General features: G+C 35.8%; 20 protein-coding genes and 2 pseudogenes. 5 read left to right on the forward strand and 17 right to left on the reverse strand.

Annotated elements, in window-relative coordinates; translation table 11 throughout:
• Positions 1-14: 14 nt before the first annotated feature.
• The 5 genes from AC1W31_RS09545 to AC1W31_RS09565 form a co-directional block, all read right to left on the reverse strand.
• Positions 15-1,412 (reverse strand): hypothetical protein, encoded by a 1,398-nt coding sequence (locus AC1W31_RS09545; protein ID WP_481734206.1) that lies wholly within the window; start codon positions 1,410-1,412, stop codon positions 15-17.
• Positions 1,413-1,432: 20 nt separating this feature from the next.
• The gene (locus tag AC1W31_RS09550; protein WP_481734207.1) at positions 1,433-2,494 is read right to left on the reverse strand and encodes a hypothetical protein; all 1,062 of its coding nucleotides are present in this window, start codon (positions 2,492-2,494) and stop codon (positions 1,433-1,435) included.
• Between the two features lie 198 nt (positions 2,495-2,692).
• The gene (locus tag AC1W31_RS09555) at positions 2,693-3,226 is read right to left on the reverse strand and encodes a hypothetical protein (RefSeq protein ID WP_481734208.1); all 534 of its coding nucleotides are present in this window, start codon (positions 3,224-3,226) and stop codon (positions 2,693-2,695) included.
• Positions 3,227-3,354: 128 nt separating this feature from the next.
• On the reverse strand, positions 3,355-4,599 hold the full coding sequence (clpX, locus tag AC1W31_RS09560) for an ATP-dependent Clp protease ATP-binding subunit ClpX (protein WP_481734209.1): 1,245 nt from the start codon (positions 4,597-4,599) through the stop codon (positions 3,355-3,357).
• Positions 4,600-4,847: 248 nt separating this feature from the next.
• Positions 4,848-5,552: a ClpP family protease gene (locus AC1W31_RS09565; RefSeq protein WP_481734210.1), complete on the reverse strand. Its 705-nt coding sequence runs from the start codon at positions 5,550-5,552 to the stop codon at positions 4,848-4,850.
• A gap of 396 nt (positions 5,553-5,948) precedes the next feature.
• Here AC1W31_RS09565 and AC1W31_RS09570 point away from each other — a divergent pair, with 396 nt between their 5' ends.
• A complete protein-coding gene (locus tag AC1W31_RS09570) occupies positions 5,949-6,302 on the forward strand; it encodes a helix-turn-helix domain-containing protein (protein ID WP_481734211.1) in 354 nt (117 codons plus the stop codon).
• A gap of 233 nt (positions 6,303-6,535) precedes the next feature.
• Positions 6,536-7,213, forward strand: a complete 678-nt coding sequence (locus tag AC1W31_RS09575) for a hypothetical protein (RefSeq protein WP_481734212.1) — start codon at positions 6,536-6,538, stop codon at positions 7,211-7,213.
• A gap of 67 nt (positions 7,214-7,280) precedes the next feature.
• Here AC1W31_RS09575 and ffh read toward each other — a convergent pair whose 3' ends face one another.
• Positions 7,281-8,615: a signal recognition particle protein gene (ffh, locus tag AC1W31_RS09580; RefSeq protein WP_481734213.1), complete on the reverse strand. Its 1,335-nt coding sequence runs from the start codon at positions 8,613-8,615 to the stop codon at positions 7,281-7,283.
• 92 nt (positions 8,616-8,707) lie between these two features.
• Between ffh and AC1W31_RS09585 the strand changes: the two genes are divergently transcribed.
• The gene (locus tag AC1W31_RS09585; RefSeq protein ID WP_481734214.1) at positions 8,708-10,159 is read left to right on the forward strand and encodes a hypothetical protein; all 1,452 of its coding nucleotides are present in this window, start codon (positions 8,708-8,710) and stop codon (positions 10,157-10,159) included.
• A 44-nt stretch (positions 10,160-10,203) separates the two neighbouring features.
• Here AC1W31_RS09585 and AC1W31_RS09590 read toward each other — a convergent pair whose 3' ends face one another.
• The 7 genes and pseudogenes from AC1W31_RS09590 to AC1W31_RS09620 all read right to left on the reverse strand — a co-directional run bounded on the left by AC1W31_RS09590 (position 10,204) and on the right by AC1W31_RS09620 (position 18,776).
• Positions 10,204-10,968 (reverse strand): class I SAM-dependent methyltransferase, encoded by a 765-nt coding sequence (locus AC1W31_RS09590; protein WP_481734215.1) that lies wholly within the window; start codon positions 10,966-10,968, stop codon positions 10,204-10,206.
• Positions 10,958-11,329, reverse strand: a complete 372-nt coding sequence (locus tag AC1W31_RS09595) for a hypothetical protein (protein ID WP_481734225.1) — start codon at positions 11,327-11,329, stop codon at positions 10,958-10,960. Before AC1W31_RS09595 ends, AC1W31_RS09590 begins: the two co-directional genes overlap by 11 nt.
• A gap of 159 nt (positions 11,330-11,488) precedes the next feature.
• A pseudogene (locus tag AC1W31_RS09600) lies at positions 11,489-11,860 on the reverse strand (glycosyltransferase); the annotation flags it as partial.
• Positions 11,861-11,881: 21 nt separating this feature from the next.
• On the reverse strand, positions 11,882-12,970 hold the full coding sequence (locus tag AC1W31_RS09605; protein WP_481734216.1) for a DegT/DnrJ/EryC1/StrS family aminotransferase: 1,089 nt from the start codon (positions 12,968-12,970) through the stop codon (positions 11,882-11,884).
• A 3-nt stretch (positions 12,971-12,973) separates the two neighbouring features.
• On the reverse strand, positions 12,974-13,360 hold the full coding sequence (locus tag AC1W31_RS09610; RefSeq protein ID WP_481734217.1) for a sugar 3,4-ketoisomerase: 387 nt from the start codon (positions 13,358-13,360) through the stop codon (positions 12,974-12,976).
• A 643-nt stretch (positions 13,361-14,003) separates the two neighbouring features.
• Positions 14,004-15,578 (reverse strand): RagB/SusD family nutrient uptake outer membrane protein, encoded by a 1,575-nt coding sequence (locus AC1W31_RS09615; RefSeq protein ID WP_481734218.1) that lies wholly within the window; start codon positions 15,576-15,578, stop codon positions 14,004-14,006.
• 54 nt (positions 15,579-15,632) lie between these two features.
• Positions 15,633-18,776, reverse strand: a complete 3,144-nt coding sequence (locus AC1W31_RS09620; protein ID WP_481734219.1) for a SusC/RagA family TonB-linked outer membrane protein — start codon at positions 18,774-18,776, stop codon at positions 15,633-15,635.
• A 389-nt stretch (positions 18,777-19,165) separates the two neighbouring features.
• Between AC1W31_RS09620 and AC1W31_RS09625 the strand changes: the two genes are divergently transcribed.
• Positions 19,166-19,999, forward strand: coding sequence for a glycoside hydrolase family 16 protein (locus AC1W31_RS09625; protein ID WP_481734220.1), 834 nt, complete (start codon positions 19,166-19,168; stop codon positions 19,997-19,999).
• 64 nt (positions 20,000-20,063) lie between these two features.
• On the opposite strand, the gene AC1W31_RS09630 is transcribed toward AC1W31_RS09625, so the two are convergent.
• Complete coding sequence (locus AC1W31_RS09630; RefSeq protein WP_481734221.1) at positions 20,064-20,306, reverse strand: hypothetical protein; 243 nt, start codon at positions 20,304-20,306, stop codon at positions 20,064-20,066.
• 490 nt (positions 20,307-20,796) lie between these two features.
• Between AC1W31_RS09630 and AC1W31_RS09635 the strand changes: the two genes are divergently transcribed.
• Entirely contained in the window at positions 20,797-22,914 is a 2,118-nt protein-coding gene (locus tag AC1W31_RS09635; protein WP_481734222.1) for a peptidylprolyl isomerase, read from the forward strand.
• Between the two features lie 283 nt (positions 22,915-23,197).
• Here AC1W31_RS09635 and AC1W31_RS09640 read toward each other — a convergent pair whose 3' ends face one another.
• From AC1W31_RS09640 to AC1W31_RS09650, 3 genes and pseudogenes are all read right to left on the reverse strand, one after another.
• The gene (locus AC1W31_RS09640) at positions 23,198-23,533 is read right to left on the reverse strand and encodes a type II toxin-antitoxin system RelE/ParE family toxin (RefSeq protein ID WP_481734223.1); all 336 of its coding nucleotides are present in this window, start codon (positions 23,531-23,533) and stop codon (positions 23,198-23,200) included.
• The gene (locus AC1W31_RS09645) at positions 23,530-23,784 is read right to left on the reverse strand and encodes a hypothetical protein (protein WP_481734224.1); all 255 of its coding nucleotides are present in this window, start codon (positions 23,782-23,784) and stop codon (positions 23,530-23,532) included. Before AC1W31_RS09645 ends, AC1W31_RS09640 begins: the two co-directional genes overlap by 4 nt.
• A gap of 46 nt (positions 23,785-23,830) precedes the next feature.
• A pseudogene (locus tag AC1W31_RS09650) lies at positions 23,831-24,186 on the reverse strand (DNA polymerase III subunit beta); the annotation flags it as partial.

Below are 24,186 nucleotides of genomic sequence, written 5' to 3' on the forward strand. Positions count from 1 at the left end.
TAAAATTTACTAAATTACTCCTCCGAAAAATCGTCGGAAATCAACTTTCTTAGTTGCTGATGCGGACGTAGCGTTGGGCGTTTTGAAAATATGGTTTTATCGCCGCCCCCAGAACTTTTGGCTTTGTGCGCTAACGTACTGGTATCGAAATAACTATCTCTTACAAATTGATTTACTTCGTCATCGTTAATGACATCCCTAACCATCGAACCTTTCCCGAAGCCGTCGCTATACGCCCCAATTCTTGCATCTGTTTCTGCCAAGCGAGTTTCATTTTCAATGGCTTTTATTTCTTCTTGAAGATGCTGTTTTTGCGTTTGTAAGGACTCTAACGTTGGCAACAATTTTAGGTCATTTTCTAAAATATTTTTCTGAACAATTTGCCCTGCCATTTCTATTTCAACTGACTGTAAATCACCCGTTAAACGCTTTTGTTCCTTGCGCAAACGCTTGAGTTTAGGGTCGATTTGCAACCACCTTTGCCAGTAACATTGCAAGACTGGAAAGGCAATTCCCAAACAAATAGCCCCCGCCAAAGCAAACAAAATTCCCGACAAAACGAACGAGGCCAATGCCCACGAACTATTGACTAATTTCTCATTCAAAGCATCAAAAACTTTCATCTTTGATTCAATTTGTGCGGTAACTTCGGGCGGTAGTGCTGCCGATGGATTAAGTGGGTCAACAATCTGATTTTGAAGCTGTTTGATGGATTTATTCACCGATTCTTTCATTTTGTCAGTTTTGTACGCTTCGTATCTAAACCATCCCAAAATGAACAAAGTTGCCACCGCAAACACCACCGTTACACCCTTGAACCACGCATATACATGCTTGGAACGAGGAGAAGAGTTTTCGGAATAAGGATTTTCAATCAATCGTTCATAAGCTGGTTTTAACAAAACAGAAACCATCGCCAAACCACCCGCAAAAGCCCATGCTTCAAAATTATTACGGATATTGAGGGCGTAGGCAACAATTTCGTGAGAAATAATTAAATCCCCTGCCACAAAAGAAACACCTGCCAAGAAATAAATAAAGCCTGCAAAAAGTGAATATTTATGCCCAACTGAAATTCTTTTATTGGTAAATTGCTGGATAAAGCTATCATTTTCAGCCACTTGAGTTTCAATTCTGTCTTTATTTTTACTCGCCAAATTGACTTTTAAAAGTCGGTCTTGCAGTCCATCATAAGCCTCTTTGAATCGAGTTTTTACGTGATCGATGACTTTTTCTAAATCATAAAACTCTTGTTTCTTTTCGACTAATTGCCTTGAAAGGTATTCAAAATTAACCTGCGAAGACAAATATCCTTCGTAAGTATGTTTCTCTACGGACTCTAAACCGCTATGATAACCGTGTTGAAAATCGTAGTTTTCGGTATGGGTTGGGTCTGTGTTTTCGTTGTTCATGGTTAAATATTTTAAGGTTTCTACAAATCCTCCCCACCCAAAATCCCTTTCATCTGACTTCTACTCAAGCGATTACGATATTGGCTTGCCAAATGATATTCACTTTCAAAAACCTTGATGAGCATATCTCTTTGGGCTTTTATTTTTGAGTTTTGGGTACTAAGTTTGGTTAATTCGGGTAACACATTTTGCTTATCTTGTCGATGTTTTTCGATTTCGGTTTTGTATGTTGAAATCTCATTTTCCCAGTCTGCCACCTTCTTAATTTTATCATTTTGTAATTGATTTCTTTTCAGAAAAATACTTAAGTCGTCTTTCAAAACGGTTAGATTTCCTAATAATAATTTCCCCGAAAACATGAATAAAAAGAAAATAAAGGCAAACAATGCCCATGATTTCAAAGCGGGTTGAGTAGCATAAATCTGAGCAAAAACAAAGAATGCCGAAGCCAAAGGCATTCCGATTTCTTCCAAAATTCTTCGCCAAGAGCTGGTTTTGTCATCATCGTGCAGGAAAGAAATTCTACCAAATAAATTAAACATTCCTGCCCAAAATACACCCATTGCAATCAAACTACTTTGTTGAAATTGTCCACGCAGAGATTCTTCAATCAGAAAGTAATTTCCAACGGCAATTCCACAAGCTAACAGCAAGCCAACTACGGTTCTGGGCAAGTGATGTTGTTCGGTAAACTCTTGATTTTTAAGGTCTTGTATTTTTATTTCTAATTCTTTAACAAAACTTTCTTTCTCGTTTACCCAATAATTTAGTTCTCCGATTTTCTCTTCTTTTTGCTCAATAACACGGTCGGTCTCAGCCGTTTGTTGCGCAAAATAATGCCGAATAATCGATACTTTTTCATCAGGATTTGAGCCTGATAATCCAAAAATTACACCTTCATCTCGTAGAATATCTTCGTTAATGAGCCAATCGGGTTCGTTGTTGCGTACGTATATATTTTCTTTTGGAATATTGACGAATTCAACTGCATTATCATCACTAATAACTTCCACTGCTGGCACTATTTCTGCCGTTATTGGTGATTTTTTGAATATGGATTTTATTTTATCGAAGACGGACATTTCGGAGTATGATTGGGTTGTTATAGTACGGACAGCCTTGTCCGTAGGGTGTTAATTTATTCAACTACGGACAAGGCTGTCCTTATTACGTTGTCATTGCGAAATTGCATAATATTATCGTAATGAACAATCGAAATATGAAGAAAGGTCTTAAATAGCGATGAGTTTTTTCTCAAATCTCATAATTTAAGTTTATTCCTAAACCGAACTCAAAAGCCCTAAAATCGTGAAAAGTAAACCAATAAAGGCAGCAATTCCCCCAATTACTCCCAAGCCAAATATTGCCAAAACAATACCAATACCCAATAAAATTGCCCCGATTTTCAAAAATGGATGCCAATCGTGGAAGTCAACTGGTTTTGAGGCACTGGCTACTTTTTTCTGCATTTTTTTAAGGATAATTTTTTGTACAAAATTGAGTTTCTGCGGTTTTGAAACGGCTTTATTTTCTGCCAAAACCTGCTCTAATTTGACAATTTTCGCCTTGTATTTTACCTCCTCAGCAACTTTATTAGTAGCCGAAAAATCTTCAATCGTTGAAGTTGTTAAAATCGGTTCTGACTCAATGATTATTGGTTCTTCTGAAATTTCAATTGGCTCAATTACTTTTTTAGTTTCTACCTTATGGTAATTCTGAGCTACATTTTGTTGAAAATATCCTTTTTGTCTTGAGCAAGATTGAGAAAGGATTATCAATGAAATGATGGATAAAAAGCGTGCTGATTTTTGCATGGATTTAGACAGTTTATGTTTGTTTTTGTAACGATAAAATTTAATGGAAATTATTTTTAAACCATAAAAAATGCCCACAAATCAAATTTGTAGGCATTTGCTCTATTCTCTACAATCTATCAACTAAACTATGCTGCTTTTTTCATTTTATGAAAAACAGTTCGCTCGAACTTCTCACGAGCATAAGGAAGCGTAATATTGAGATGTTTAATTTCCGTTTGTGACGGCAACTCAAACATGGCATCCGTAATGATTGATTCACAAATTGAACGCAAACCTCTGGCACCCAATTTATATTCCATTGCTTGATCAACGATGTATTCCAAAGCCGCTTTCTCGAAAGCTAAATCAATCCCTTCCATCTTGAAAAGTTTGTGATATTGCTTGGTAAGGGCATTTTTAGGGTCAGTCAAAATCGTTAAAAGCGTATCTTTTGTCAATGGATTCAAATATGTTACTACTGGCAAACGCCCCAACAATTCTGGGATTAAACCAAACGATTTTAAATCTTGTGAAGTAACGTAACGCATCAAATGATTATCATCAAATTCTTCGAAGAAATTATCATCCGAACTAAATCCAATGGGTTGAGTATTAAGGCGTTTTGAGATATGGCGCTGAATTCCGTTGAATGCTCCTCCGCAAATAAAAAGGATATTTTCGGTGTTTATCGGAATCATTTTTTGGTCTGGATGCTTACGACCGCCTTGTGGTGGACAATTCACGACTGAACCTTCCAACAACTTCAGAAGCGCTTGTTGAACTCCTTCGCCCGATACGTCACGGGTGATAGATGGATTATCGGATTTACGAGCAATTTTATCAATTTCATCAATAAAAACAATTCCCATTTCCGCTTTCGCCACGTCATAATCAGCCGCTTGAAGCAAACGAGTTAGAATACTTTCTACATCTTCACCCACATAACCTGCTTCCGTTACCACCGTTGCATCGGCAATACAAAATGGCACTTGCAACATCTTTGCGATGGTTCTTGCCATATACGTTTTGCCAGTTCCCGTTTCGCCAACCATAATAATATTCGATTTTTCAATCTGAATGTCATCGTCTTTTGATTTGGGTTGCATCAATCTTTTGTAGTGATTATAAACTGCTACGCACAAATGACGCTTGGCTTCGTCTTGCCCAATAACGTATTGATCGATGTAGGCCTTCATTTCAATTGGTTTAATTACCTGAAATTTAAGGGCTTTTTTATTTTTATGTTTCTCAGAGTTAAGCTCCGTTTGGACAACTTGGTAGGCTTGCGACACGCAATCGCTACAAATATGTCCATCCATGCCTTCCATGAGCATGGGAACTTCTTTTTGAGAACGCCCACAAAGGACGCAATAAGGTTGCTGTTGTTTCATATCGTTTAGCCATGAGCCATGAGCTTTGAGCTATGAGTTTTTCTTTTTAAGAATGTAAAATTAGTTAATTCTTAACGAAGAATGCTTACCTCTTTGTGTAAAGAAGTAAGCATTTTTTAAAATCAATGAGTGAGTGATAGAATGAGTCAATAATGGCAAGTCAAAATTTTATTCGCCATTTAGAAAATTAAGAAGAACTGAAGTATCTCGAATAATACTGTATCTTTCACTCATTATATCATTGAAAATTACCCTCTCTTCAAAACCTCATCAATTAAACCATATTCTTTGGCTTCTGCGGCACGCATCCAATAGTCACGGTCTGAATTAGCTTCGATTTCCTCGAAAGATTTTCCAGAATGTTTTGCCAAGATTTCGTATAATTCTTGACGAATTTTAACGATTTCACGGGCTGTAATCTCAATATCACGAGATTGTCCCTGAGCGCCACCCGATGGTTGGTGAATCATAATACGGGCGTGTTCTAAAGCTGAACGCTTACCTGCCGCACCACCAGCCAACAAAACTGCACCCATTGAGGCTGCCAAAGACGTACAAATCGTACAAACATCTGGACGGATAAAGTGCATCGTATCATAAATTCCAAGACCTGCATAAACAGAACCTCCTGGTGAATTAATGTACATCATAATGTCTTTTTTCGCATCCGTTGATTCCATGAATAGCAATTGAGCCACGATAATATTTGCCATATAATCATCCACAGGAACACCCATGAAGATAATTCTATCCATAATCAAACGTGAAAATACATCAATCTGGGCAAAACGCATTGGACGCTCTTCGATGATATATTGAGTCATGTCCTCAATAAATGGACGGCTTGTACCACCCATTTGGTTCATGTATTGATCAACTGTCAAACCGTTCAAACCTCTATCGTGAACGGCGTATTTTCTGAATTCTTCCGAACTTAATTCTTTTGGAAACATATTTAATTTTAGATTTATTTTACGTGATTACAATAGCGATGAGCCATAAATGATGAGCTGTAGGACTTAATAAATTTTATCAAAAATAAAGCTTATCTCATCCATTATCACTCATAGCTTTTTCTAATAACTTATTGAATATATAAATAGTTCTTGAATGCGATTCTGAAACTTATCTAAACTTCATTTTTGTTATCTTTGAAACTCTGACAACAAAGATGCAAAAACTCTCAAATATATCTTGTCAGTTTAACCAAGAATTTATCAGAAAAAGCAATAGATAGTTATGAGTTATGAATTATGAGTAATGAGCAAAAAAACTCAATCCACTGATAATCAAAATATTACATCAAAATAAATCATTCTCAAAATTCAAACTTCAATAATTAGAATAATATGGAAATTGGAGAAAAAATACGATATGCACGCCTACAAAAAGGCTATTCCCAAGAAAACATGGCTGATTTCTTAGGGATTTCAACTTCTGCTTACGGTGATATTGAACGGAATAAAACTGAATTAACCATCAGCAGAACCAAAAAATTAGCCAGTATTCTCAAAATCAGTATTTTGGAATTATTGGGCGAAGAAATCCAAACGCCCGAAGTTTTAGAAAATACCGCTGTAAGTGATGTGGATAAACTGCGTTCAGAAGTTAATTATTGGCGAGAAAAATTTGAACAACAAGTAATGGTAGAAGCCTACCGTATGGTTCAGAATCAATATCAACGGGAGAAGATTGGGTTTTGAATTTGTAGAAAGAGGAAGCGTAAGCAAAAATAAGGAAGGAAATAATCGAAAACTTGTTCATTTTATTGCTGTTTAGTGAGTCGATAAAAACTCGTTGGTGCTAACTCAAAACAGTAGTAATTTATCATTCTATCTTGTAAAATAACCGATATATTATTTACATTTTCCAAAAATGTGCCTGATTTAGTAAGCGGTCTAAAAATCTATACATAAATTATAAAACAATCACTTACATGAAAAAAACAATACTTCTTTTATCATTTCTATTCGCCTCATTTTTTGGATACTCGCAAAGCCAACTTGCAGGTCCATCAGGACAAGTATTTCTGCAAGACGCCAGTGGCAGATACATCACTTCCAATAATTATACGGATGTAGCTGGAAATCCATATTTTCCAAAAGATTGGATTGAAGGGTCAATAACCTTAAAAACGGGCAAAAATATCGCTTATAATGCCCTCAGATTTAATACTATTTCGGGAAATTTGGAATTCAAATACACCGATAAACCTTACAACGTAACGAATTCAATCAATGGATTTGCACTGGGAACGATGCAATTTCGTAATGGTTTTGAACCCACAGAGAAACAAACTACCGAGACTTTCTACCAAGTTTTGTACGATGGGAAACAGAAGTTACTTTGTCACAAATTGGGAAGTATATACATTGATTCGCCCTATAATTCTGCCACAAAAACCAAGAAATTTCAATTGGATGAATCGTATTATTTGCAAAAGGTGGATGGAAAACTCTATGAAGTAAAAAAGAATCTTAAATATTTTTTGATTGTTTTAGGCGACAAATCAAACCAATTAGAGGAATATTGCAAGAAAGAAAATATCAAATTAAGGTCTTGGGATGATGCTGTGAAGGTCTTAGAATATGCGGAGGGTTTAGAAAAGCAGTAGTTCATAAAAAAAGCGTTCGTGCTGAAAATCAGAACGAACGCTTTTTTTATAATGTCAAAATCTATTCCTACCGCTTCATCATATTCTTCATATTCGGCATTTTCATTTTGCCATCTTGCACATTATTCATCATCTTCATCATTTTTTTCATACCTTCAAACTGTTTCAACAGATTGTTTAATTCCGTAACCGTTGTGCCTGAACCATCGGCAATACGTTTCTTGCGAGACATATCCAAAATTTCTGGTTTTTGGCGTTCCTTAACGGTCATTGATTGAATAATGGCTTCGATGTTTTTAAAAGCATCATCTGGCACATCCACATCTTTCACCGCCTGCGACATTCCCGGCACCATGCCCATCAAATCTTTCAAGGGTCCCATTTTCTTGATTTGTTGCAACTGCGAATAGAACTCTTCAAACGTAAATTGATTTTGACGAATTTTCTTATTAATACGTTCCGATTCTTCATCGTCAAACGCCATTTGAGCTCTTTCTACCAGACTTAATACGTCGCCCATGCCCAAAATACGGCTGGCCATACGGTCGGGATAGAATTGGTCGAGGGCATCCATTTTTTCACCCGTCGAGATAAACTTAATCGGTTTATCAACAATATGACGAATTGATAAAGCGGCACCACCACGAGCATCACCATCTAATTTGGTAAGGACAACCCCATCAAAATTCAGGCGTTCGTTAAAGGTTTTTGCGGTATTCACTGCATCTTGCCCTGTCATCGAATCCACCACAAAAAGTATTTCAGATGGCTTGATTGCGTCTTTTACGGCCGCAATTTCATTCATCATCATCTCATCAACTGCCAAACGTCCCGCAGTATCCACGATGATGACACGCTTACCCATTTTACGCCCATAAGCTAAAGCATTTTGAGCAATTTCAACGGCATTTTTATTTTCTGGTTCAGCGTAAACATCCACACCCACTTGTTCCCCAAGGACTTTTAGCTGGTCAATTGCCGCTGGGCGGTAAATATCACAAGCTACCAAAAGCACATTACGACCACCTTTCTTGAGGTATTGGGCTAATTTTCCTGAAAAAGTTGTCTTTCCAGAACCTTGCAAACCCGCAATCAAAATAATGGCCGGGTCGGGCTTCAAATTAATCGCTTGAACCGACGAACCCATCAATTTAACGAGTTCTTCGTGAACAATTTTCACCAACATCTGGCCAGGGTCAACGGCAATTAGGATTTTTTGTCCCATCGCCTCATCCTTAATATTGTCGGTGATTTCTTTGGCAACTTTATAGTTAACATCGGCATCCATCAAAGCCTTACGGATTTCTTTGATTGTGCTGGCTACATTTACATCGGTGATGCGTCCCTTTCCTTTGAGGGTACGCATTGCGGTGGTGATTTTACTGCTTAAATTTTCAAACATTACTTAATTCAAATTTGAGTTCTCAACAAAGGTACAAAATAAAGTCTAAACCTCTTTTTGCTAATAGATTCAAATTTAGCTAAATTTCAAGCATGAAATCAATCCAAACGCTCAAAATATCTACTACCTTATACCTCCTGATTCCTTCCGTTTTGTTTTTGCTCACATGGATTCACCTTTGGATTGGCATTCCTTGTGTACTTTTTATTGCTTTTTATACTTGGAAAACATGGCAAGAAAGTAAAGTTTCAACCGATAAAATCTTTATTTCTTCCCAAAACATTTTGCGATGTCTGGGCATTTCTGTAGGTTTAAATTATCTTTTAGGAATTGGTGAATTTCTCCCTCAAACCTATGATTTTCAAGCCAATAACTATAAATATTACGATTTAATTACGCATCAATTGCCCGTTTATTATCCTGAACAAAAGACATATCTGTGTTATTATACGGGCTATTATTTACCCTCAGCCTTATTAGCAAAAGTTTTTGGAATCGAGACTTGTCGTTATTTTTCTTTCGTTTGGAGTGTCTTCGGAATGACTTTAGTTTTTTGTTGGATTTCGACTTTTACCCGTAAAAATATCGTTGGATTATTGACAATTATTCTCTTTTTTGCCCATGCTTGGTTTGTCATAAAACTGTTGATGTATTTTGAATATTTCCAAGAATATCTGCAACCTTATTATATTCAGTTAAACCACTTTAAATTGATTACTTCGTCGCTCATTAAAAATTATGCTTGGGCAACGCAACATACCATTCCTGCTTGCTTGGGTGTGTGCGTGCTGATTGAAAATTTTAAGCATAAAACAGATTTAAAATATCTACTTTTAATGTTACTTTCTACTATGTTTTGGAGTCCGCTAACGGCAGTTGGCTTGGTTCCTTTTGTGGCTTTTTATTTCGTAAAAAAAATAAAAACCTTATTTTCAAGAAATTCAACAAAGGATTTGGGTCTAATGATACTATTAATATTATCCTTCTCTCCTCTCCTACTCTACTTCGTTAGCACCGAAGGGATTCATGAAAATAACACAGAATTTATTTGGCAAACGGGTATATCTTCTTGGTGGATTTTCTATTTAATTTATACAATTTCTAACTTCTTTATCTGGGGATTATTCCTGAATTATAAGCAAAATCAATACATTTTTTTGTGGAAAATTGCCGTAATATTTCCGTGTTTAATTGCCATTTATAGAATTGGCATATATAACGATTTTAATATTCGAGTTTCTTTTCCTTCATTTTTTATGCTATCTATTTTGGTAGGAATTTCGGTGGTAGAAAAGCTGAAACTGAAGTCTATAATTGGCATTGGAATTTTGATTTTGATATTCATAAATTCTCTCTCCAATTTTAGTCATATTTCCAAAAGTATTTCCTTCAAAAAACTACTCACTACGATTGAAAAACCGTTTATTTTCAAGGCAAAAAATATGCTTGAATTTCAGCGAGTTGCCTACGGAGATGAATCGGCGGTTTTGGAGTATTGTTTAAAGAAAGATTCGGTTTTTGAGAAGTATTTTTTAAAAAAGTAACATAGGCTTTAGCCTGCAATCGCCCAAATAGGCTAAAGACTACGCTACTTTTTAATAATCAAAAATGAAGAACTTCCAAAAAATCCTTTCTTCAAGATTTTCTCCTCCATTTTTACCATTTTATAAAAAAAATCATTCAACCAATAAGGGGGGACACTCACATCGGAAACCAATTTTGAAGTATCAATCAAACCCAATTTCAATTGAATTTGTTGAGAAATTCTAACAACTAAAACCAAAGGCGAAAGTACCCAAGTCCAATAAGAATGATATTGAATTTTGAGCGAAGTATTTGACGTAAATTCTTGAAAATCTTTGAGCGTAAACCGCCATTTTCCCCCTACGGCAATGTCGTGCGTACCGTAGAAAATATCAAATGAATTATTATTGGAAAGGAAAATTCCGTTGGGTTCCAAAAGGACTTCAATATTTTGTAAACCATTGATAATTTGCAATTTATCTAAACAATAAAAAACATCATTGCAAATAATTACATCAAATTGTTGGTTTTTAAAAACCACTGGAACATCATCAATGGAGCATTTTTGGACGTTTAAATTTCGCAATATAGAGAAATAAATTGAGGCATCAGAATAGTCAATTCCTTGCAGGTTTTGATAGCCATGTTGTCGTAAAAAACTCAACAATCCGCCCGTTCCACAGCCAATATCCAAGATAGAAACCTCTTTGTTTGAAGGGAATTTTATTCCAATTTCTGCCAATATTTTTTCGTAAAGAATTCTGTACCACCAAAGTTTTCCTTCGGCTTCATACATCATTCTGAATTCTTCTTTACTACTATCGAGCATCGTTGAGTTTAGTAATTTTGAGGGTATATTGAGGCGTATTGCTTTGGGTTAAAAAGGTCTTTCCGATGTATTCGCCCACAATTCCGATAGAAATGAGCTGAATTCCCCCAATAAATAGTACCAATAATCTGATTGGATAATCCACGATATTTATAAACTGTAAAATTGATAAAATTAAAGCAATAAATGTGGATAGAAAACCCAAAAACATCGCTAATCGAACTGGTAAAAGCGAGTAACCGAAAATTATATTCAAGAAAAGACTTGTCAATTTTTTGGCGGTATAGTTTGATTCTCCGTGATGACGGTCATTATGTTGAACCGTCACTTTGCCAACATTATCCGTTACATTAAAAATCAAACCGTCAATGTACGGATACGGTCCTTTATATTTACAAATCTCTTCAACAATTTCTTTCTTGATAATTTTAAAACTTGATAAATATAAATCTTGGGGCTTTTGAAATAAAGAGGTTGTAATTTGATTGACAAACCAACTCCCAAAATTCCGAAATTGATGATGTTTTTTCTCATCATATTGTCCATAAACTACGTCAAAATTGCCTTTCTCCGCTGTTTCTAATAATTTAACAATTTCGGAAGGCGGGTTTTGAAAATCATCGTCAATAATAACAGCATATTGCCCTTTTGCATAATTTAAACCACATATAACGGCTTGAAATTCACCAAAATTTTTGCGAAGCTAGAGAAATGAAATATTATTAAATTTTTCAGTAAGTTCGAGGCAAACTTTCTCCGAATTATCCTTACTTCCATCGTTTATTAGGATGATTTCAAAGGAATATATCCATAATTGTTCTTGTACATTTTCGACAAGTTTTTGAATGGTAACGGCCCCATGATAAACTGGTATGATTACGGAAAGAAGCATTTTATCAGTTTGGTGTGATATTTAGAATTGATTTAAAAAATGAATAATATAAGATATTTCTGGGTCGGTTAAAGCTGTATTTAAGGGTAAACTAACCACTTGTTCATGGATTTTTTCGGTAATTGGCAAAGACCTATCTTCCCAGCACTTATAGGCCAATTGTTTGTGAGGTGCAATGGGATAATGAATATCAGTTCCAATGCCTTTTTCGGACAAAAAAGTTCTAAACTTTTCTCTTTCTAATACCCGAACAACAAAAAGATGCCAAACATCGGAATCTACTGAAATGTGGCTTGGAAGGATAATTTTCGGGTTATGTATTTCCGTCAAATACCGTTTCGCAATCTTTCTACGATACGCATTTTCAGCATCAAGATTGGATAATTTCAAACTCAAAATTGCCGCTTGTATCTCATCTAAACGAGAATTATATCCTTGATAATCAAATATATACTTTTCATTCGACCCATAATTTCGTAATGCTCTTATTCTTGCTGCCAATGCATCATCGTTGGTCGTAATTGCTCCACCATCACCCATAGCACCTAAGTTTTTGGATGGATAGAAGCTAAAGCCTGCTCCGTCTGATAAATTACCCGCTTTTACGCCTTGATACGTAGCTCCGTGGGCTTGGGCGGCATCTTCAAAAACTTTCAGATGATACTTTTGAGCCAAGGCATTAATCTTATCCATCTCACAGCATTTTCCGTAGAGATGAGTCACTAAAATAGCTTTTGTTTTGGGTGTAATAGCTTCTTCAATTGCCTGACAATCAATTAGATAATCATGAAAATCGGGTTCAATAAGAACGGGAACAAAATTGGCGTTTGAAACGGATAGAATGGTTGCGATGTAGGAATTAGCGGGTACTATAATTTCTGAATTTGGAGGGAATTCAGCGGCTTTTAAAAGAATTGTGAGCGCATCTAAACCGTTGGCAACGCCAATGCAATGTTTTACGCCACAATATTGAGCAAATTCAGTTTCAAATTGTTTTAACTTTTCTCCTAAAATATACCACCCAGAGGACAAAATTTTAGTAACTATTTCTGCAATTTGAGTTTCATAAATTTGATTCGTTGCTTTGAGACTTAAAAAGGGTATTTGCATTTTTCAAATTTCTATGTTCACTGCTTGACTGTATGGTTCGAAAATATAATCCTCTTTTTCATACTCCGTATTTGCCATCACCAAAAGAATTGAAGATTCTGTAAATTCATCCATGACGTGCCAATCTTCGGGCGCCAATAATACACATTTTTCGGGAGAGTCTAAATAAAAAGATTCTTGCTTTAGATTATTATCAACAAAAACTCGGCAACTTCCAGATATACAAACCAATGCTTGCCAAGTTTTCAAATGTCGATGTCCGCCTCGTTCTTGTCCTTCTTTTCCTCGAATATAAAATACTCGTTTGATTTCCCCCGGTAATATTTTTTCAAAAACGGTAAGGTCACCAGCATCTGACTCAAATGTACTAAGGGGTAAAAATTTTGCCATAGATAGATTTGATAGAGTTCATTGATGATTTACGTAAATATAATAAGTTTCGTTAACATTAATAGATACCATCTTATAAATCCTACACAAAAATATATTTACAATTTTCAAAAAACCAAAATATATCATGTAATAAAAAAATTAATACGAAAGACCGTTACACTTTTCTGTTTCTTTTACAATTTATAAGTCACTGCTTCGCAAGGAGGTAAAATGAATCGACTTTTTACTTTATTTTTCAAATAATTTGTTGAATAATTGTCAATGACAATAGTAGCCTTTGAGGTATTTATTCCCATATTTACTACCGAATTTTTATCCGAAAAATTTAATAATAGTTGATAAACGATGGTTTCTTTTCCCTTTTTTTCGGAAATTGTCTGACAAAACCTTTCTTTGAAGGAATTGTGAGCGATAAAATTGAAAATACTAAGATGATTTTCACTTTGTTTATAATTGTGGTAAAATCTTTATTTACACGATAACTTCGCAGTTTTTGAATATTTATTGAAGTTAAATAACATGATGAAAATTCCAAATCTTAGGTTCTTTTCTAAACTTTGAAGTCTCAATCTCCAAATCAGTAGAAAGCAAAAAACCTCCCTTACTCAGAGAGGTTTTTGCTTTAAATTAATGGTGTTTATCAGTTCACATACCCTGGATTTTGAGGTGTTAAATTTGGGTTATTTAACATCTCTTGTTTTCCCAAAGGCAACAACAGATGTTTTTCTAACAAAGATTGCTTTGAGCTTTCATTCACGTGACCGATAAAGTTTTCAAACTTTTTGGTGTTTTCATTGAATGCTTTACGGAGGCGAATCATATCAAACCAAGTAATTTGCTCGAAACACAGTTCATGCCATCTTTCCTTCAAAACTGCTTCTCTGAACGAAGCCTGACTGTATGTTCCCAAGTCGGGCGTGACCAGTTTTGCTCTATCTCGGATGCGTTTGAAGGCGTCGTAAGCCTGTTGAGTGGGACTTCCGACTTCATTTTGGGCTTCGGCATACGTCAATAAAACTTCGGCGTATCGAATCTGAGGCACATTTAAGTTATCATTTCGAGTTCCTGCTACGCCAAAGGTTCCGTTGGCAGTTTGGTTGAAATGCTTGAAAATATAAGGCGCTCCCAAATCAAACTTTGCTCCGTTTCCATTCGTAAAATAAGTACTATAAAAATAGCCCTCTTGGTCTTTTGTCCGAAGATCTCCCGTTTCATAGGACTTATAAAAACTTGGCGTTGGCACCGTGCTACCCGTTCCGCCTGGGCCGTTGTAGGTAACAGGTTTGAAATTGGGATACATATTACCCATTGGATTTCCTGCTACTAACGTATTATATTGAATCATAAAGAGGTGTTCCAATTTATTTTTTTGGTTTTCTTTATGCACATCTGAATAAGTGGAAAAAAGGTTGATAGTAGCTGGATTAGCATTTGCATAAGTAATGATTTCAAAGGCTTTATCGGCAGCTAATTTATAGTGCGATGCTCCTTTACTTAATGGAAAACCTGCCATCGTTAAATAAACCGCTGCTAATTGTGCCTTCACTGCCGCTAAACCAACTCTTCCACTGGCATCCATCCAAACTAAACCAGCATTTTCTGCCTCCGTTAAATCTTCAATAATTAATTTATAAATATCTTCTTTAGGACTTCTTTTAGGTAAAAAATCGGCTGAACTTGCCGTTTGAGGATTGATAATTAATGGAATATCTCCCCAAAGTCTGACCGCAGTAAAATAGGCAGAAGCACGTAAAAATTTAGCTTCTCCAAGAATTTTTTTCTTCTGAGCATCTGGCATTGGTGTGATTGGTGGCACTTTCAAAATTACTTGATTTGCTTGTGCAATCACTTTATAAAGCCCATTCCAATAATTCACTACATGGGCCGTATTGCCATCGTGAACCAACCCATAAATATTATTCAAATCAGAATTTTGGGCAGTTTCAGTCGTTGAAGTTCCCGTCAAAGCTTCTAAAAGTTGCCAGTTGGAAGAGAAAATTCCTGCCCCTCCACCCATAAATCTTATATCGGCGTAGACTGAAGCAATCGCTGCCTCAGCATGGTCAGGAATGGTATAAAAACTTTCGGGGGTTAAGTTTGACGGAGCTTTTTCTTTTAAGAAATCTGAGCAACCCGTTTGTCCAATTAAAAATGCGCTTAATGCAGCAATTTTGATGGATTTTGATATATTTATTATTCTATTTTTAGCTTTCATGTTCATAATTATTTGTTGTAATATTTTATTGATTTGTTCAAAGACATTATGAAATCAAAGCGTCAGCTGAAAACCCAACATAAACGTTGATGGTTTTGGATAATTATGCCAAATCATCCCTTGCGAGAAAGCACTATTTCCATCGCCTTGATTGGTGGGAGTCACTTCTGGGTCACCAATTATTTTATCTTTAACGATTAAAAAAGTATTTTGAGCCGTTGCATAAACCCTCACACGGTTCATTTTTAGTTTATTCGTTAAAAGTGTTGGTAAGGTATATCCCAATAAAATATTCTTTCCACGGATGAACGAACCATCCTTAATCCACCAAGAATCTACATTTGTTACATATCCCGCTCTTGTGTCTCTAATTTCGGCAATCATGCTGTTCTGATTTTGCGGTGTCCAAGCGTTCAAGACCGAAGTATAACTGTTAGCTAAAGCCTGACGGTCTTCGCTTGCGTGGAGATTCATCATCATTACATCGTTTCCGTAAGAATATTGTAATTCGAGCGTAAAATCAAAATTGCCGTATTTAAACGTATTGGTTAAGGCTCCCCAAAACTTTGGGCTACCATTCCCAATGATTGAACGGTCGGCATCGGTGATGGCATTATCACCGTTTACATCCAGATATTTAATATCCCCTGGAAGTACAGTCAAACCATTTCTATAACTGGTAAATTTAGCCGCAGTTTCTCTTTCAGCTTCACTCCACACACCCAAACGGGTAAGCCCCCAGAATGCACCAACGGGTTCACCAATACGAATAATATTGGTTGGATTCGTAAAATTAGGACCTCCTACATTGAATATATCAGAAGGTGTTGCCAAAGAAAGTACTTTATTTCGGTTAAATGAAATATTGAAATTAGTGTTCCAGCGAACTTTTGACGTATTGATATTTACTGAATTTACAGCAAATTCAAATCCTTTATTTTCCATTGACCCCACATTTTTTCTTATTGTTCCGTATCCACTTGTTTGTGGCACTGGGGCATCAAGCAACATATCAGAGGTAAGACGATAATAATAATCCGCTTCGATATTGACCCTGCCATTGAACAACCCAACTTCTAAACCGATATCCGTTTGAGCCGTTTTTTCCCATTTCAAATCTGGATTTGCCAGCCTTGAAATACCCGTACCCGATACCCGAGTATCGTTATAAATCGTTGCGTAATTTGAACTAAGCAATGATAATGATGAATAAGATGGAATTTCAGAGTTACCTGTCAAGCCAAAACTTGTTCTTAATTTCAAATTACTGATTGTATTATTGCTCTTTAAAAATTCCTCTTCAGAAACTTTCCAAGCAAAAGCGCCTGATGGGAAAAATGCAAATTTATCATTTTCACCAAACCTTGATGAACCATCGGCTCTTCCTGTCACGGTGAATAAATATCTATTATTGAGGCTATAATTTATTCTACCGAAATACGAGTTAAAGGCAAATTTAGATGCTCCCGAACCAACAGCAGGAAGCGTTGAACCGGCTCCCAGATTGTTAAAACCAAAATAATCGGTGGCAAATCCTTGAACGCTCGCTCCGATATTAAAGAAATCTGTTTGTTGCCATGATAGCCCCAATAAAGCAGTTAAGGAGTTTTTTTCGTTAAAATTTTTGGTATAAGTCAAGAAATTTTCCAACGACCAAAACGTCTGTCTTTGATTTGAAACCGAAGCAGTTCCTTGCTGTCCAATTGCAAGCGTTCTGGTCTGCGACTGATTATTTTCTTGGGTAATTATATTTGCCCCTAAAACTGTTCTCATTTCTAAACCTTTGGCAAGGGTTATATTTGAGTAAACTGAACCCGTTGTTGTTTGCGTATTTAGAATAAATTGACGCCCCATCAATCTATGCACCGAACTGAAAGAACCTTCAGCATAAGGGAAATCACGATTATTGGCATACGTACCATCAGCGTATTGAACGGGAAGAAAAGGAAAATCTTCCACAATTTGGCGGGGTACTGCATCATTCACATCCGATAAATTTTCACTTTGACTATTATACGCAAGCGTTCCTCCCACTTTTAGCCATCTTTTAATTTGGTCATCAATCGTGAATCTTGCCGAATATCTTTTCAAATAAGTAGTTTTCAAAAGCCCTTGGTCATCTCTGAATCCTAATGAAAATGAGTATTGCGTTTTTTCAGTTCCGCCATTGAAACCCAATTGATGATTTTGCGAAAGTTTATTTTGAGTTGATTCTTTAAACCAATCTGTATCAAATAATGGATTACCATTTGCGTCAAAAACTCTCGGGTCGGTCCTTCGTAATTTCGGGTTCAAATAGGCCCATTTACCCGCATTCCAGCCTGTCGGATCATATTTTTCCATATTTTTCCACGCCAAATCCTCCACTGCCATGTATTGTTTTGCATTCAAAACTTCGGGACGATTAGGTCCGATGGTATTCACACTAAAATCAGCATTATAGGTAATTTGACCTTCACCCGCTTTACCCTTTTTAGTCGTTATCAACACGACTCCGTTTGCACCTCTTGCTCCATAAATTGCGGTTGAAGAAGCATCTTTTAACACCTCAACCGAAACAATATCGTTGGGATTAATATAGTCAATGGCACTACTAAATTGTGATTGATTACCTTGTGGAAGCATCACGCCATCCACTACATAAAGGGGATTATTGGAAGAGTTGATTGAGCTAAAACCTCGGACACGGATGGTTGTTCTACCCCCAGGTCGTCCAGAATTGGTATTTACTTGCACACCAGCCATTCTTCCAGAAAGTGCTTGGTTGAGAGAAGCGGCTGGACGTTCGAGGAGTTGGTCTTGTTTGACGGAACCTACGGAACCCGTTAAATCCGATTTTTTCTGCGTACCATAACCAATTACAACAACTTCATCCAAAACACTTTCATTGGACAATAAGACCATGTTGAAGCTGGTTTGATTGCCCACCGTAATTTCTCTCGTAGCAAAACCAACGTAAGAAAATATAAGTACTGATGAGCTATTTGGCACATCAATCTTAAACTTCCCACTGGCATCAGTTGCCATACCTCTTACCGTACCTTTAATGGAAATATTAGCCCCCACAATTAATTCGCCCTTTTCATCTTTAACAATTCCTGAAACTGAGATGGGTGTACTATTCTGACCGATGGTCATGAAGGAAAGGAGTAATAGAGGTATAAGAAGATACCTTGACAAATAAAATTTGCGTTCCATAATGAAAGTATGTTAAAAAGTTTAGAAATAAAAAAAACCATAAAAATGCCATTAGAAAGTAGAATTCAGCGAATACTTCCCTCAAAATCAACGATAGATTATTGGTTAATAGTGAAAAATAATTCTAATGCTCTGATAAGAAGATTATAATAATATAGTATTGAAACTCAAAAAAGTCGTTTCAAATTGAGCAGTATTTATGATGCACAAAAGTAGCTTTTAAAACGATTGATTATTATTCAAAATAGTACAAAACTTACCCCTTTTTGTACATAATCAATATTTTTAGAAAATATTGATTAATTAAAATCATATCTAAAATTTAATAAATATTTTATGTAGTTCACAAAATTGTCATTACGTTTGTGTAAATTAATCAACTCCCAAGTATGAAAAAAAACGCTATTTTATTATTAGCCTTATTTTGTTGCATTTGCCAGACAAAAGCACAGTCAAGAGCCATACCTCATCGTGGTCATCCGATAGACAAAAAAGCAAAATCTTCTAAACTGAAATTGGTTTGGGCTGATGAATTTAATTACAAAGGACTACCCGATAGCACAAAATGGGCTTATGACGTTGGCGGCGATGGTTGGGGCAACAATGAAGCCCAATTTTATACCAAAGCCGATACCAATAATGCGGTTGTTGGAAATGGTTTTTTATCCATTATTGCTCGCAAAGAAAAGCATGAAAACAAAGAATACACCTCCGCCCGCATAGTGACAAAAGGCAAAAAAAATTGGAGTTTTGGGCGAGTAGAATTCAGCGCAAAATTACCCAAAGGACGAGGCACTTGGCCCGCAGGTTGGATGTTGGGAAGCAATATCAACACCGTTGGTTGGCCTCAATGTGGCGAAGTTGATATTTTGGAACACGTAGGTTATGACCCAGATACGATTGTTGGAAGTATTCATTCAACTTCGTATAATCACACAAAAGGTACGCAAAAAACCAAACGAATTTTTATTAAAAATCCCTACACCGAATTTCATATTTATGCCTGTGAATGGGATACAAACAAAATGGTTTTTTATTTAGACGGAATGCCTTATTTAACCGTGCTGAACGAACATAAAACTGAAAAAGAATGGCCATTTAATAATCCGATGTATGTATTGCTAAATGTGGCAGTTGGTGGAAATTGGGGTGGTACTAAGGGCATTGATGAAAGGATTTTCCCTGTGCGCATGGAGGTGGACTATGTACGGGTTTTTCAGTAGAATTTAAAATTACTGAAAAAGTCGTCAAAAAATAGGTTAGTTATTTTACTCTTTTTAACTATTTTTACTTAACCACTTCTTCTTCCAAAATTTTAGTAATTATTTTTTTCCAAGCTTTCATTTCTTCTTTCGTGATTTTTTGTTCGTCAACTGGTATTCGGTCTGATTGACAGATTTTCTTTAATCTATTATAAGTCAGCTTATTGATAATACTTTTGTTCTGCCAAGCTAAAATCGTAAAATTTTCTTCTTCCAAAGTTTCCTCTCGAAAATGTCTTGCTAATAATATGTAGTCAATTTTTAACATCAGTATTAATGGTGTTATTAATAAAATAAATTCACCGCAGAGCGAGTAATTTATCAATTCATGGAGAAAATGCTTACCTTGTAAAAGACTAAAAAAAGAGTAATAGGTAACACAAATGGAATAAAATTTCTTAAAAAAATACTGTAACCTGATTTTTGCAAGTTAATAGAGTATAAAATTACCTACTTTTGCTTATTTTTTAACAAAGCCTATGACTTTCAAATACTTATAACTTTATAACACGTTAAATTTACATCGAAAAGCCAACGCAACATCCGATAAATAATTTTTTTAGCAAGGGTTTTGTAAAATAGGTATTGGCATAAGCGTTTCTTTATTTTGATATTAACTCAAAATGTGATTATTTTGCGTTTCTTTTGCGTTATTATTAAGCGCTTCGAGAAGATTTTTCATTCAATAATTATGTAAACAACGCTGTCAAAAAACCACACGACAGACATTCAGATAACAAATAAATAATAATTAAAAAATGGCATTAATTACCAAAATTAGAGAGAAGTCGGGAGTCGCTGCGGCTGCAATTGCTATCAGTTTAATTCTCTTCCTGGTTGGTGGAGACCTTTTTACGGGTAATTCACGTTTTTTCGGAGGTTCACGAAATGTAATTGGTGAAATCGGTGGTGAAAGTATTCAATACCAAGACTTTCAGAAGAAAGTTGATGAATTAACTCAAAATTATTCTCAACAGGCTGGACGAAGCCCTGGAGACCAAGAAACAACCCAAATGCGTGATCAAGTTTGGAATCAATACATTATGGATTTGGCTTATGGCAAAGAATATGAGGCTTTGGGTTTGTCGGTTTCTCCAAAAGAATTAGTTGACATGGTACAAGGTGATAATATTCATCCATCAGTTCGTCAGCAATTCACGAATCCACAAACGGGTCAATTTGACAAGACTTACGTGATTCAGTTTTTGAAAAACTTCAAAACAATGGCTCCAGCTCAACAACAAGCTTGGGCAAGTTTTGAAAAATCATTGTCACAAGATCGTTTGAGAGGAAAATACGAAAACTTGTTGAGAATGTCCACTTATACAACCAATACGGAGGCTCAAAAAGAATATGTTGCTCAAACTGCAAAGGTGAACGCTCATTATCTATATGTTCCTTTCTATTCTGTGGCTGATTCATCAATTAAAGTTACTGATTCACAGTTGGAAGATTATTTAGGCAAACACAAGGATACTTTCAAAGGGCAAAATACTCGTTCAATCCAGTATGTTACCTTTCCTGTGATTCCGTCAAAACAAGATACGGCATCTTTTTATAACGACATCAAGCGTTTGGCAAAAGAATTAGCAATTACGAAGAACGATTCAGCTTTTGCCATGATGAATTCGGATGTAAAAACACCTTATTACGCAACTTTAGCTGAAATTCCAGAAGCGGTAAAAGGTTCTTTATCTTCAATGACACCTGGTGGAATTTATGGACCTTTCAAAAACGGAATGTCTTATTCAATCTATAAATATGGTGGTGTTCAGAAAGATTCATTGTTTACAGTTCGTGCAAGCCATATTTTAATTAATGCTCCTAAAACTGCCCCAGATTCAGTAAAAGCGGCGGCTCGTACTCGTGCAAATGGAATCTTGGCACAAATCAAAGGTGGTGCATCTTTTGAAGCAATGGCTCAACAATTCGGAACCGACGGAACGGCTCAACAAGGTGGAGATTTAGGATATTTCAAAAATAATGGTGGCATGGTAAAACCTTTTGAAAACGCAATTTTTGGTTTTTCAGGTACGGGTTTATTGCCAGGAATTGTTGAAACTGATTTTGGTTATCACATCGTGAAAGTAACAGAAGCTAAAACAAATACACGTTATAAATTAGCGGCTATCAACAGAACAATTGCGCCAAGCCAAGCTACGATGGATGAGGTTTTGCGTAAAGCGGATGCTTTTGCAACGGCTAACGATACGAAAGATAAATTTGAAGCGGCTTTGAAAAAAGACAGAAATTTATTGATGTTGCGTGGAGATAAAATTCCAGAAGGCGCTGCTGGTTTCAATAACTTGCAAAATGCTCGTGATATTGTGCGTTGGGCATTCAATGACGATGCAAAAGTAGGTACAGTTTCAACGGTTTTCCAAAATGAAAATCAGTATATCGTTGCTTTAGAAACAGGTTCAACAAGCAAGGATAATGTAAAAATTGATGATTTCCGTGACGAGTTGACGGCACGTGTAAGAGGCGAGTTGAAAGCTGAACAAATCATTAAGAAATTAGAGGGTGTGTCTGGAACTTTAGAGCAAATGGCCCAGAAATATGGTGCAGGTGCTTTGGTAGAAACAGTAAATGATTTGACGCTTGCACAAGGCGTATTGACAAGCGCAGGCGCTGATCCAACGGCATTAGGAAAAGCATTTGGTTTGAAAGTTGGACAAAAATCTAAGCCATTCAAAGGAGATGCGGGTATTTTTGTAATGGAAACAACTTCTTCAACACCAGCCCCAGCCATGGCAGATTTGACGATGTATAAGAACTCCGCAAAAATGATGGCGGCACAAAGAACGTCATACTATATCAACGAAGCTATCAAAGAAAATGCGAAAGTTGTTGATAACAGAGCTAAGTTTTATTAGGAATAATTGGTTTTAAGATAGTAAAAAAGCACCTTGAAAGAGGTGTTTTTTTGTTTTTATACCTTTTGATTTTCAAAAGCTCCGTGTCGTATTTTATTTCTTTTAGATATGGAATTTTTACATTATTCTCACGAATACATACTATCTGGTTGTAGTGCTACAACCTAAGTAGGTTTGTGATTGATTACCTCAAACTCAGAAATTTATTAAAGATTCGTTGAGATTTACGTCTTAAAGATTCCACAGAAAAAAGGGTTGCGAAATAAAATTTTGCAACCCTTTTTTATATCAAATCATTAATTTCTAAAAGACTTTTCAGTTTACTATCTTCAATATTTTCTTTCTCAGATTTATCGTAAATAGAAAGTAAAATAACCATCTCATCTATAATTTTTACGCAAGTAATTATTCTTGAACCGCCCGATTTCCCTTTGTTTTTAGAAGCAATTGCCATTCTGATTTTATAACAATCTTTTCCAAGTGGTTCTCCTTGTATGGGGTCTATTGCAAGGCTTTCAACTAAATCGCTAATTTCAGAAGCAATTGAACGATACTTCTTAATTAATTTCTTGGCATCTCTTTTGAAATCGTCTGTTAATACTACATTAAACGAACTCATAAATAGCCTTCATTTTGTAGTTCTTGTAAAAAATCTCTTGCAGGAGTAGTTTTCATTTTCCCCTGTTCAATCATTTTTAAATCCTCAAATCCTTTTTTTACTGTAGCCCAAGTTTTTTTCTGAGCAGGAGTTAATTCATCTTCCAACGAAATTTTCTTACGTTCCTTTATTTTTACAAAGTCTAATTTTTTCATCAATTTGATAAAAAACTGAACTTGTGTATCTGGAATATTAAGTGTTATCTGTTCCATGATTTTAAAATGAATAATTATGATTCCGAACATCGAAAATCAAAATTTACGCATAAGTATTTAACATTACAGGCATTACCAATAATAAAATATCTTCGTTTTCTTTCTTATCCGATGGAATAATTAAGCCCGCACGGTTGGGTTGCGACATTTCCAAAGCAATCATATTAGATGAAATATTTCCTAACATTTCCACCATGAATTTTGCGTTGAAACCAATTTCCATTTCTTCTCCTTCATAATCGCACATTAGTCTTTCGTTGGCTTCGTTTGAATAATCTAAATCTTCAGCCGAGATTACTAAGTCGTTTTGCGCTAATTTCAAACGAATTTGGTGCGTAGTCTTGTTTGAATAGATCGAAATACGTTTCAAAGAACCCAAAAACTCCGAACGGTTTATCG

The sequence above is a fragment of the Arcicella sp. genome (assembly GCF_964672035.1).